Here is a 12,013-nt window from a genome sequence, read left to right on the forward strand (position 1 = left end):
CCGCAGTTACGGAACCCCTCTCATGAGCAAACTCCCTGTATCGCCCGGCGCGCTCGCCGGCATCCGCGTGGTCGATCTCTCCCGCATCCTGGGCGGGCCGTTCTGCGGCCAGATCCTTGGCGACCATGGCGCCGACGTGCTGAAGATCGAGCCGCCACAGGGCGACGACACCCGCACCTGGGGGCCTCCGTTCAAGGACGGCGTGGCCTCGTACTACTTCGGCCTGAACCGCAACAAGCGCGTGATGCGGCTGGACCTGACCGCCAATGCCGAGCGCGAAGTGCTGCTCGCCCTGCTGGCGGACGCCGATGTGCTGGTCGAGAACTTCAAGACCGGCACGCTGGAAAAATGGGGGCTTGGGTTTGATGCGCTGTCGGCGCGCTTCCCGCGCCTGGTGCACTGCCGGGTTTCCGGCTTTGGCGCGGATGGCCCGCTGGGTGGCTTGCCCGGCTACGACGCGGCCATCCAGGCCATGGCGGGCATCATGAGCATCAATGGCGAGGCCGGCGGCGATCCATTGCGCGTGGGCTTGCCGGTGGTGGATATGGTCACCGGGCTGAACGCCGCGCTGGGCGTCTTGCTGGCCCTGCAGGAGCGCGAGCGCAGCGGGCGCGGCCAGTTTGTCGAGGCGGCGCTGTACGACTCGGGCCTGTCGCTGCTGCACCCGCACGCGGCCAACTGGTTCATGAGCGGCAAGGAGCCGACCCGCACCGGCAACGCCCACCCGAACATCTATCCGTACGACACCGTCGCCACCGCCACCGACCCGGTCTTCCTCGCGGTCGGCAACGATCGCCAGTTCCGTATCCTGTGCGAGCACCTGGACATGGCGGGCTTTGCCGATGACGAGCGCTACGCCACCGCTGGCGCGCGCTCGGTCAACCGCGCCACGCTCAAGGTCGAGCTGGAAGCGCGCATGGGCAAGCTCGACGGCAAGGTGCTGGCCGATACGCTGGTGGCCGCCGGCGTGCCGTGCGCGCCGGTGCTGTCGGTGGCAGACGCCTTGCAGCATCCGCACACCGTGCACCGCGAGATGGTGGTGGAGATGGCGGACGGCTACAAGGGCCTGGGTTCGCCCGTCAAGCTCAGCCGCACGCCTGCCACCTACCGCTACGCGCCGCTGGCCGAGGGCGACCGGTTCCTGCCGCGCGACGCCGCCAACGATAGCGAGTAAGGAGGAGGCTGTGCCCGCTCAGTGGGGAATCATCCCCGTGAACACGTAGGCCTGCAGCATGGTGATGATGCCCACGATCACCGCGAACAGGAGGCTGTGCTTCACGGTAAAGCGGAACAGCTCGGATTCCTTGCCGACCAGCCCGGTGGCCGCGCAGGCCACCGCGATGGATTGCGGCGAGATCATCTTGCCGGTCACGCCGCCGGTGGTGTTGGCCGCCACCAGCAGCGTGTCGGACACGCCGATCTGGTGCGCGGTGGTGCTCTGCAACGAGCAGAACAGCGCATTGGACGACGTATCCGAGCCGGTCAGGAACACGCCCAGCCAGCCCAGGAAGGGCGAGAAGAACGGAAACGCCGCGCCCGTGCCGGCCAGCAGCAGCGCCAGCGTCGACGACATGCCCGAGTAGTTGGCGACAAAGGCGAAGCCCAGCACCAGCCCGATCGACAGGATCGGGCGGCGCAGCTCCATCAGCGTCTCGCCGAACGTGGCCAGCGCATCGCGCGGCTTCATGCGCAGCAGCACGGCGGAGATCAGCGCGGTCAGCAAGATGGCGGTGCCCACCGCCGATACCAGGTCGAGCTTGAGCACGGCCTCGTACGCCTTGGGCTGCGCCACGATCGGCGCGGCCTTGATCACCAGCTGGTCCAGCGCCGGCACATGGAACTTCAGCACCCACCCGGCCAGCGCGCCGCTGCCGGCGAACAGCGCCTTGAACGGCGGCAGGCTCCATACCGTGACAATGGCGGTGAGGATGCCGAACGGCGCCCACGCGCGCACGGTCTGCGCCACGGTGTAAGGCGAGGCACGGCGGTTGTCGCCCGCACCATTGCCAAAGGCTCCCGCACCGCTTGCCAGCCCGCCACCCATGCGCGCCAGTGCTGCCGCACAGCCGCTGCCGGCCTTCACCGCGCCGCCAGCCCGGTGGCTTGCGCGCTTCGGCTGCCACACCTTGAGGAACAGCGTCAGCGATACCAGGCTTACCAGCGCCGAAGTGATGTCCGGCAACTCCGGCCCGATATGGTTCGACGTGAAATACTGCGTCACCGAAAAGCTCACGCCGGTCACCAGCGCCGCCGGCCACGTCTCCTTCACGCCGCGCTTGCCGTCCATGATGAACACCAGCCAGAAGGGCACCGCCAGCGACAGCAGCGGCAATTGCCGGCCCGCCATCGCGCCGATGTGCATGGCGTCGATGCCCGTCACCTGGCCCGCGACGATGATCGGAATGCCCATGGCGCCGAACGCCACGGGCGCGGTATTGGCGATCAGGCACAGGCCCGCCGCATAGAGCGGGTTGAAGCCGAGGCCGACCAGCAGCGCAGCGGTGATCGCCACCGGCGCGCCAAAGCCGGCCGCGCCTTCCAGGAAGGCGCCGAAGGCAAAGCCGATCAGCAGCATCTGCAGGCGCTGGTCATCGGTGATGGCCAGCACGGACGCGCGGATGATGTCGAACTGCCCGGTCTTCACCACGATCTTGTAGAGGAACACCGCGGTCACGATGATCCACGCGATCGGCCACAGGCCGTAGGCAAAGCCGAAGCCCGCGGCGGCAAGCGCTTGCGGCACCGGCATGCCGTAGGCAAGGATGGCCACGCCGATGGACAGCAGCAGCGTGATGGCGGCGGCCACGTGGCCCTTCATGCGCAGCACCGCCAGCGCGAGGAAGAAGAACAGGATGGGCAGCGCAGCCGCGAGCGCGGACAGCCACAGGCTGCCTAGCGGCGTGTAGGTCTGGGTCCAAGGTTGCAAGGTGGGTCTCCTCCGGGGATTGCGTTTGAATGGATTCTTGGGGCGATTTGTTGTGTTGCAGTCGTTCTAACTTGCCGTCGGTTTGCTCCCCTCTCCCACGCAGTGGGAGAGGGGCCGGGGGAGAGGGCGGGCGCTCGCTCGAAGTGATACGCGTCGCTCTTGCGAAGGCCCGCCCTCTCCCACAACCCCTCATACGCTGCGCGGGAGAGGGGTGCTACGCCAGCGCGAAATGGCGCTCGGGCGTCATGGCTTTCGTTCTTGTCTACTCAGCCTGTCCGCGTTCGCGCAGCAAATCGGACAAACTGCGCGGCGCGGGCGTCAGCGGTGCGCGATGCCGTGTCCACCCGAGCTGCCGCTTTGGCGTGAGCACACGCAGCCGCGTGGCCGCCCAGCGGAACAGCCGATAGGTCAGCGGATGCGCAAACGCACCGCTCCAGAATCGCCAGACCAGGTGTTCGCCGCGGCTGAACTTGGCGCCCTGACCGCGCAGCGGATTTGCCACCTGTTCGTGCGGATTGCGGTTGGCTTCGGTGCGCAGGCGGATCAGCAGTTGCGGAATCGGGATGCGCACGGGGCACACTTCTCCGCAAGCGCCGCACAGGCTGGAGGCAGTGGCCAGGTCCGCCGTGGCATCGAGCCCGAGCAGGTGCGGCGAGATGATCTTGCCGATCGGCCCGGGGTAGGTGGTGCCGTAGGCATGGCCGCCGATGCGCGTGTACACCGGGCAATGGTTCATGCAGGCGCCGCAGCGGATGCATTGCAGCGTGGCGCGCAGTTGCTCGTCGGCGTAGGCCTGGCTGCGGCCGTTGTCCAGCAGCACCAGGTGCACCTCGCGCGGGCCATCGCGCTCGCCCGCGCGGCGCGGGCCGGAGATCAGGTTGAAGTAGGTGGTGATGGCCTGCCCGGTGGCCGAGCGCGTCAGCAGGCTGGCCAGCGGCACGATGTGCTCGAGCCTGGCCACCACCTTCTCCATGCCCATGATGGCAATGTGCACATCGGGCACGGTGGTGGACAGGCGGCCGTTGCCCTCGTTCTCCACCAGCCACAGCGTGCCGGTGTCGGCGGCGGCAAAGTTCACGCCGGACAAACCGATGTCGGCGTTCACGAACGCCTGGCGCAGCGCGCGCCGGCCGGTCTGGATCAGTTCGTCCACGTCTTCGGTATAGGGCGTGCCGGGGATATGCTGCGCGAACAGCTCGGCAATGTCGCCGCGCGTCTTGTGGATGGCCGGCATCACGATGTGCGACGGCTTCTCGCCCGCGAGCTGCACGATGTACTCGCCCATGTCGGACTCGATGCAGTCGATGCCACGCTCGGCCAGGTAATGGTTCAGCTCGATTTCCTCGCTGGCCATCGACTTGCCCTTGATCACGCTGCGTGCCTGGCGCGCCTGCGCGATGCCGTGCACGATGGCATTGGCTTCATCCGCGGTCTCGGCCCAGTGCACCTGCACGCCGGCCGCGGTGAGCTTGTCCTCCAGCTGCACCAGCAGGTCAGGCAGTTGCGACAGTGCGTGCTGGCGGATCGCTTCGCCCAGGTCGCGCAGCTGCTCCAGCTCATCGCCGTCGGGGAACTGCACGGCGCGCTTGGCCTGCAGGAAGTCCATGGCGCCGCGGAAGCTGCTGCGCAGCTTGGGGTCGTCCAGCGCCGCGCGCGAGCGCGCCTTGAAATCCGCGGAGGGCACGAAGTGCAGGGGCTTGGCGGCGGCCTGGGCGGTGGTTTGCGTACTCATTGCGCGGCTCCCGTCCCGGCGCTGCCGGTCACGATGATCACCCACAGCTCGCGCGGGCCATGCGCGCCGTAGGCCAACGTTTGCTGGATATCCGAGGTCTTGGATGGGCCGGATACCAGTACCAGGTTGGTCGGCATGCCAGCGCTCCAGCGCTCGGCGCGCGCGGCGGCATGCAGGTCCGGATGCAGCGTCTCGGCGTACACGAGCGCGATATGCAGCGGCGGCACCAGCGAGACCGTGCGCGGCGTTTGCGTGTCGGGCGCCAGCACCAGCGTGCCGGTAGCGGCAATGCCGGAGAGCGCCACCGTGAAGCCTGCGTCCACGGTGTCGAATAGCTCCGCTTTCCAGTCTTCGATGGGGCGGTCGTAAGACAGCGGCGCCACGGTGCCGGGCAAGGCGCCCATCAGTGCCGCGCCTTCCTCGGCAGCAGGGTCCAGCAGCAGGCGGCGCACGCCGGCGGCGGCGAGCCTGCCCGCGAGTTGCGCGGGCCAGGCCTCGGCGCTCGCGCACCAGGCCAGCGCGTGAGAGGCGCCCAATGCAGCCTGCATGGCCTGCGCCAGCTCGGCGGGGGAGGCCGCCTCGCGGCGGGCGTCGTAGTGTGCAGCGATGCGCGCATCCAGTTGGCTGGTATCCGCGGTGGAAGCGGCGGTGGGCGTGGCCGTGGCCGTGGCCGCGCGCAGCCGGCCGAGCATGCGCTCGCGGGCGTTCAGTGCGCTCATGCTTGCTCCTTGGCGCCGCCGCCGGTACGCCGCCACAGGAAGGTGGCGAGATGCTCGACAGGCAGGGGCGCGCCCTGGTGCCTGGCCGCGTGCCCGATATTGAGCAGGCAGCCGCAGTCGGCGGAGACCAGCCGATCGCAGCCAGTGGCGCAGGCCGAGGCGATCTTGTCCTGCACCATCGCACCCGAGATATCGGGATGCTTGAGCGAGAAGGTGCCGCCAAAGCCGCAGCACTCGGACTCGCGCTGATGCTCGGCACGGGTGATGCCCGGCAGGGCGTCGACCAGGGCCACGCCATGGTCGCGCGTACCCATTTCTCGACGTGCCGCGCAGGAGGTGTGCAGCACCACGGTCTCGGGCGGCTGGCCGGCGACGCCGCTTACGTCGAAGCGGACTTTCAGCACATGCAGCAGGAATTCGCTCAGCTCAAATACGCGCTCGGCCAGCGCAAAGGCCTTGGGGCCGGCCACGGGATCGTCCGCGAACAGCTGCGGCCAGTGGTGCCGCATCATCCCGGCGCACGAGCCCGAGGGTACGATCACCGGCCACGGTTCGGCGAACAGGTCGAGCTGGGCCAACGCCACCGTCCGGGCCTGCTCCGGGTTGCCGCTGCTATAGGCGGGCTGGCCGCAGCAGCTCTGTCCGCGCGGGAAGTGCACGGCCAGGCCTTCGCGCTCCAGCAGGCGCACCGTGTCCAGGCCGGCTTGCGGCACGAACACGTCGACCAGGCAGGTGGCGAACAGGTAGGCCTGGGCCGGGGCAGGGGGATAGCGCCTTTGCTTCATGTCTCGCTCCGTGGGGGCGGCCGCCTGGCTGTCGGGCCGGCCGTTGTTTGAGCGCATAATTCCGCGAGACGCGCGCCAGTTCAAATTGGTTGGACCAGTTGGGCGCGGGCAAGGATTCCGGAGCGAGAGGATGGCGGCGGGCAGGCAGGCGCGCGGGCGCGTGGAAGAGGTCATGCGGAAACTGGAAACGTCGATGCTGGACGGCACCTGGCAGGCTGGCGCCCGCCTGCCCGCGGAGCGGCTGCTCGCCGAGCAATATGGCGTTGCGCGCAACACCATCCGCGAGGCCACCCAGCGGCTGGCGGCGCGGGGCTTGCTGCAAAGCCGGCAGGGCGCCGGCGTGTTCGTCACCGAGCAGTTGCGCACCGGCTTTGCCTCGCCATGGCGCCAGCTGGTGGCGGACCACCCGGTGCTGCGCGACGATATCCTGGAGTTTCGCCGGGTGCTGGAGGGCGCTACCGCCTACTTTGCCGCGCTGCGCGCGGATGCCGCGGATCTCAAGCGCATCCGTGGCCTGCTGCGCGCGCTCGAAGCCGCCCGCCAGCAAGACGACACGGCCGCCGAGGCGCAGGCTGACGCCAAGCTGCATGAGGCCATTGCCCAGGCCTCGCACAACACCATGTTCCTGCACCTGCATACCAGCGTGATCGGCATGCTGCGCGAGCACATCACCATCAACGGCACGGGCCTGCGGCTGCAGGACGAGGATGCCTCCGCGCTACTGCTGCTGCAACACCGCACGCTGTGCGAGGCCATCTGCGCGCGCCGGCCGGAGGAGGCGCGCACCGCCATGCAGACGCATATCGACTTTGTGCGCAGCCGGGTGGAGCAGCAAGGAGAGGGGGCAAGCGCCTGAAGCCGGGCGCTTGATCGGCGTGAATTGGTGTGAATTGGCGTGAATTGGTCCTACCGGTGACGTCAGGTGTCAGATCAGGCCCTTGTCCGACAGCTCGCGCTTGAGATAGGCGTAGTAGATCGGCCCGGCAATCACGCCGGGGACGCCATACAGAGACTCCATCAGCAGCATCACCGTGAGCAGCTCCCAGGCCGCGGCATTAATGCGCGCGCCGATGATGCGCGCGTTGAGGAAGTACTCGAACTTGTGGATCACCACCAGGTAGAACAGCGAGGCAATCGCCATGGGCAGCGAGATCGATAGCGAGGCCACCACGATGCCCGTGTTCGACACCAGGTTGCCCAGCACCGGCAGCAGCCCCACCAGGAAGGTGAGGGCGACCAGCGTCTTGGTCAGGGGCAGGTGCACGCCAAACAGGGGCAGCACCACCAGCAGGTAGATCGCGGTCAGCACGGTGTTGATCAGCGAGATCTGTACCTGGGCGAAGATGAACTGCGAGAACGCCAGCTGCAGGTTGCGGGCGCGTTCCACCAGCGCCGAGGCCAGCGGCCTGCGGTTCGGCTTGGAGATGGCGCGGTACAGCGCGACCATGGCGCCGATCACCAGCCCGATCAGGATGTGCGCGAGGCTGCGCAGCACCTCGGCGCCGAACTTCTGGGCCATCTGCGCGTGCTCGCGCAGCCAGTCAATCAGGGCATTGGCCAGCTCATCCACGCCGCGCGGCAGCGCGTCGCTGACCCATACCGGCAGCTGGGCGCGGGACTTGTCGATGATGTCGGCCGTGCGGATCAGCAGGGTGTCGAGCGTATTGCCGTCGCCGCTGACAAAGCGCACCAGCGCCCAGCCCCCAAGCGTGAGTCCCAGCAGGGTGACAGCGGAGAGAATCGCCACCGCCAGGGCGTCGTGGCGCTGATGCAGGCGCACCAGCTTGGGTGCCAGCACATCCACCAGCGAGTACAGCAGCAGGCCCGCCAGGAGCGCCGCCACCAGGTTGGCCTGCATCACCACCCAGAGCGCCAGGGCGGTCAGGATGTAAGCGGCGGTGGTGACGCTGAACCACTTTACGTCCGGCAAGCGGGGTATGCGTGGCGGATCGGGTTGATTCATCAAGTCTCCTGCATTGGGGGGCCGCGCCGTCGGGTGCACGGCCGGGTGTCTGTGCATCTGTGCATTGTACGGCGCTCGATTGTCCGATGCGCCGCCGGCGAAGGCAAGCGCCCAAGGGCGACAATGGACGCCCGTGGTTGCTATGATCGGGCTGTGCGCGGGCCCGCCAGCTGACCGAGACCGATCCCATGACCTTTGCCCACACCGTAGCCTCGCGGCGGCATCTCTTCGCCGATCTCAAGACCTTGCTGGCCAAGGCCAGCCCGGCACGCTCGGGCGACTACCTGGCCGGGCTCGCGGCCGCCAGCGAGGAGGAGCGCATGGCCGCGCGCATGGCGCTGGCTGAGGTGCCCCTGGCGCACTTCCTGGCCGAAGCGCTGGTGCCCTATGAGGAGGACGAAGTCACGCGCCTGATCCTCGATCGCCATGACGGCCTCGCCTTTCGCGAGATCGCGTCCTTTACCGTGGGCGACCTGCGCAACTGGCTGCTGCTCCACGAGACCGACTTCGCCGCTTTGACACGCGTGGCGCCGGGCATCACGCCGGAGATGGCGGCCGCGGTCAGCAAGCTGATGCGCAACCAGGACCTGATCGCGGTGGCGCGCAAGTGCCGGGTGGTCACGCGCTTTCGCAATACCATCGGCCTGCCCGGGCATCTGTCCGTGCGGCTGCAGCCCAACCATCCCACCGACGATGCCCGGGGCATCGCCGCCTCGATGATCGACGGCCTGCTCTATGGCTGCGGCGATGCCACCATCGGCATCAACCCCGCGACCGACAACCTCGGCGCCATCGTCACCCTGCTGCGCCTGGTCGACGACTTGCGCTGCCGCTTCGACGTGCCCACGCAGTCCTGCGTGCTGACCCACGTTACCAATACCCTGCGCGCTATCGAGCAGGGCGCGCCGGTGGACCTGGTGTTCCAGTCGGTGGCCGGCAGCGAGCAGGCCAACGCCGGCTTTGGCATCAGCCTGGCGCTGTTGCGCGAGGCGCACGACGCCGCGCAAGGCCTGGCGCGCGGCACGGTGGGCAACAACGTGATGTATTTCGAGACCGGCCAGGGCAGCGAGCTGTCGGCCAACGCGCACCACGGCGTGGATCAGCAGACCATGGAGGCAAGGGCGTACGCGGTGGCGCGCGAGTTCTCGCCGCTACTGGTCAATACCGTGGTGGGCTTCATCGGCCCGGAGTATCTCTACGACGGCAAGCAGATCATCCGCGCGGGTCTGGAAGACCATTTCTGCGGCAAGCTGCTCGGCGTGCCGATGGGCTGCGATGTCTGCTACACCAACCACGCAGAGGCCGACCAGGACGACATGGATACGCTGCTGACGCTGTTCGGCGTGGCCGGCATCAACTTCATCATGGGCGTGCCCGGCGCCGACGACATCATGCTGAACTACCAGAGCACCTCGTTCCATGACGCGCTCTACCTGCGCGACACGCTGGGCCTGCGGCCCGCGCCGGAGTTCGAGGCCTGGCTGCAGGCCATGGGCATCTTCGGCGAGGACGGGCGGCTGCTTGAGCTTGCCGAGCGCCAGCCGCTGCTGCAGCTTGCGCACGGCTTGTGAGCCCCAGGCCATGACGCCATGAACCGCAAACTGGTCCAAGACAACCCCTGGCAGCGCCTGCGCCAGTTCACCGCCGCGCGTATCGCGCTGGGCCGCGCCGGCCACAGCCAGACCACGCAGGCCGTGCTTGCCTTCGGGCTGGCGCATGCGCAAGCGCGCGATGCCGTGCACCTGCCGCTCGCGCGCGAGGCCATCGAGCGGGCGCTGCATGATGCGGGATTCAGCAGCGTGGCCGCGCACAGCGCCGCGCCGGATCGCCAGCATTACCTGCGCCGCCCAGACTTGGGGCGCCAGCTTGACGAAGCCAGCCGTGCGCGGCTGGCGCAGGCACGCCCGGCGGAGCCGCCCGACGTGGTGTTCGTGATTGCCGATGGTCTATCCGCGCTCGCGGCCGAACGCCACGGCGTGGCATTGCTGCTGCATGTCCGCGAACGCCTGCCGGGCTGGCGCATCGGGCCGGTGGTGGTGGCCGAACAATCGCGCGTGGCGCTGGGCGACGAGGCCGGCCACCTGCTTGGCGCGCGCCAGGTGGTGATGCTGATCGGCGAGCGGCCCGGGCTGAGTTCGCCGGACAGTCTCGGCATCTATCTCACCTATGACCCGCGGCCCGGCCGCAGCGATGCCGAGCGCAACTGCATCTCCAATGTGCGGCCCGAAGGGCTGCCCTATGCGCCGGCCGCGGACAAGCTCGCCTTCCTGCTGCGCGGCGCGCTGGCGCTGGGGCGCAGCGGCGTGGACCTGAAGGACGACAGCGAGCACGCGGCGCTGCCCGAGCCGGCGGCGAGCGCACTGCCGGCGTCCGGCACGAACACTGACTGAGAAACCGACCGATCCGGCCGATCACGCCGGCGGCCGGGCATTGCCGTGCCGTTTTGCCGTCGCATCACAACAACGAAGAAGAAGAAATCGCCATGAAGCACAAGAGCCCGCTGATCGCATCCCTGCTAGTGTTCCGTTCCGTTGTTAACGGATCTATATTTTTGTAGGATGTTGGTATCGACGATACGGGAGATGCCAACATGCCAATGGGACGACCGAAGCTGGATCTGGTGTTGAGCGAAGACGAGCGGTCTCAACTTGCCTCGATGGCGCGTTCGCGGAGTATCCCGGCGTCGCTGGTTGCGCGGGCATGCATCGTTTTGGGAACAGGGCACTAGCCCGCTGACGCGGGGGTGTCTCTTTAGGGCGGGGTTTTGATGCTTCTGGCTGCTTGCGCGGCTGGGCGGCTTTGATGGTTGATGGGCTGGACGTGTTTTGGCGCTTCTAGCTGCTGTCGCGGCTGTACGGTGTTGGCCGTTTTAGAACGTGTGAGATGTCACTTTTCTTTACTCGTAAAGAAAAGATGGTATGAACGCGCCCCGTCCCCGCAGTGGAGCGCGAGGAGCCGAAACGGTAGTGTGGGTCGGGCAAAAAAAGCCTGACGAGAAGGGGGGCCCTCCAGACCGAACGGCATCGCAATGTGCCAGAGTGGAAGATGTCACCACCACTACAGGAACGGAGGGACCCGAAATGAATGCTATGACATTTGGGCTGGATATTGCAAAGCATGTGTTCGTGCGACCTGAAAGTCGCCTGAATTTCTGTTTCACAGGAGAACGTATGACCTGACGAAACCGGTTGTTCCATCAACCGTTCCCTACCCAGACATGCGGAGCCGGTAACAGCTCGGTATGAAGCTCTGGGGACAACGTAGCCGCCGGATAACCGGTACGCCCAGCCGCGAGGCGAAGCGGAATCTGCCAGCGCGAAGGCGGAGAGGAGCAAGGGATGAGTGGGTACGACCAACACATGTGAACTTCTGATAAACGTCGTGATCTTTGACAAGCCAAACGTGCTGACAGGCTTGAACCAAAACGGTATGCGGTGAGGAGTGGTCTTTGAATACTGGGCCACCATGGACAACCAGCCGCCGGCGAAGAGGAAGGGTCCGCCCCGCTCGGAGATTCATGCGGAACAGGGTAAGCCCATAGCACTGCCGGCGACGGCAGGCGAACCGTAAGGAACGCTGCTGGTGCTGTGGGTAAAGGAATGCGGAGAAAGCGAACGCCCGGCTGTAATGGCCGGGATACGGGCTGCAACATTGCCCGACACGAAAGTGGGCAGACTTCCGCAGGGTCATTCATGGCGAGAGAACCTTGACTAATCGTTATACGGGGAAGAGCAGATGACGGCGAGCGACGTGCAAGCGAGCGCGGCTGGTGCGTCCTCGCACCCGGCACGGATGTGGGAGCAGGCAAACTGGTCGCACATCGCGGCCGACGTGAAACGACTTCAGGCGCGTATCGCTAAGGCAACATGGGAGGGCAGATGGGGCAAG

At 67.2% G+C, this 12,013-nt stretch carries 9 protein-coding genes and 1 pseudogene; 5 read left to right on the top strand and 5 right to left on the bottom strand.

Translation table 11 applies throughout. The annotated features are described in order from the left end of the window. Nucleotides 1–22: 22 nt before the first annotated feature. A complete protein-coding gene (locus tag ACGLHR_RS14805; RefSeq protein ID WP_400094754.1) occupies nt 23–1,174 on the top strand; it encodes a CaiB/BaiF CoA transferase family protein in 1,152 nt (383 codons plus the stop codon). 18 nt (nt 1,175–1,192) lie between these two features. On the opposite strand, the gene ACGLHR_RS14810 is transcribed toward ACGLHR_RS14805, so the two are convergent. From ACGLHR_RS14810 to ACGLHR_RS14825, 4 genes are all read right to left on the bottom strand, one after another. Then, nucleotides 1,193–2,926: a lactate permease LctP family transporter gene (locus ACGLHR_RS14810; protein ID WP_400094756.1), complete on the bottom strand. Its 1,734-nt coding sequence runs from the start codon at nt 2,924–2,926 to the stop codon at nt 1,193–1,195. 262 nt (nt 2,927–3,188) lie between these two features. Continuing rightward, entirely contained in the window at nt 3,189–4,658 is a 1,470-nt protein-coding gene (locus ACGLHR_RS14815) for a LutB/LldF family L-lactate oxidation iron-sulfur protein (protein ID WP_400094758.1), read from the bottom strand. Then, nucleotides 4,655–5,377 carry a lactate utilization protein C gene (locus ACGLHR_RS14820; RefSeq protein ID WP_400094760.1) on the bottom strand — a complete coding sequence of 241 codons (723 nt, stop codon included), beginning with the start codon at nt 5,375–5,377 and terminating at the stop codon, nt 4,655–4,657. The genes ACGLHR_RS14815 and ACGLHR_RS14820 overlap by 4 nt, the downstream gene beginning before the upstream one ends. Continuing rightward, the gene (locus ACGLHR_RS14825; protein ID WP_400094761.1) at nt 5,374–6,162 is read right to left on the bottom strand and encodes a (Fe-S)-binding protein; all 789 of its coding nucleotides are present in this window, start codon (nt 6,160–6,162) and stop codon (nt 5,374–5,376) included. Before ACGLHR_RS14825 ends, ACGLHR_RS14820 begins: the two co-directional genes overlap by 4 nt. 130 nt (nt 6,163–6,292) lie before the next feature. Here ACGLHR_RS14825 and ACGLHR_RS14830 point away from each other — a divergent pair, with 130 nt between their 5' ends. Next, entirely contained in the window at nt 6,293–7,018 is a 726-nt protein-coding gene (locus ACGLHR_RS14830) for a FadR/GntR family transcriptional regulator (protein WP_400094763.1), read from the top strand. Between the two features lie 69 nt (nt 7,019–7,087). On the opposite strand, the gene ACGLHR_RS14835 is transcribed toward ACGLHR_RS14830, so the two are convergent. Continuing rightward, a complete protein-coding gene (locus ACGLHR_RS14835) occupies nt 7,088–8,125 on the bottom strand; it encodes a hypothetical protein (RefSeq protein WP_318231437.1) in 1,038 nt (345 codons plus the stop codon). A 188-nt stretch (nt 8,126–8,313) separates the two neighbouring features. On the opposite strand from ACGLHR_RS14835, the gene ACGLHR_RS14840 reads away from it, so the two are divergent. The 3 genes and pseudogenes from ACGLHR_RS14840 to ACGLHR_RS14850 form a co-directional block, all read left to right on the top strand. Next, nucleotides 8,314–9,696, top strand: a complete 1,383-nt coding sequence (locus ACGLHR_RS14840) for an ethanolamine ammonia-lyase subunit EutB (protein ID WP_400094765.1) — start codon at nt 8,314–8,316, stop codon at nt 9,694–9,696. Between the two features lie 18 nt (nt 9,697–9,714). Next, nucleotides 9,715–10,515, top strand: a complete 801-nt coding sequence (gene eutC, locus ACGLHR_RS14845; RefSeq protein WP_400094767.1) for an ethanolamine ammonia-lyase subunit EutC — start codon at nt 9,715–9,717, stop codon at nt 10,513–10,515. 200 nt (nt 10,516–10,715) lie between these two features. After that, a pseudogene (locus ACGLHR_RS14850) lies at nt 10,716–10,838 on the top strand (IS630 family transposase); the annotation flags it as partial. Nucleotides 10,839–12,013 lie beyond the last annotated feature (1,175 nt).

This window comes from Cupriavidus sp. CuC1 (assembly GCF_044627735.1).
Taxonomy (GTDB): domain Bacteria; phylum Pseudomonadota; class Gammaproteobacteria; order Burkholderiales; family Burkholderiaceae; genus Cupriavidus; species Cupriavidus ulmosensis.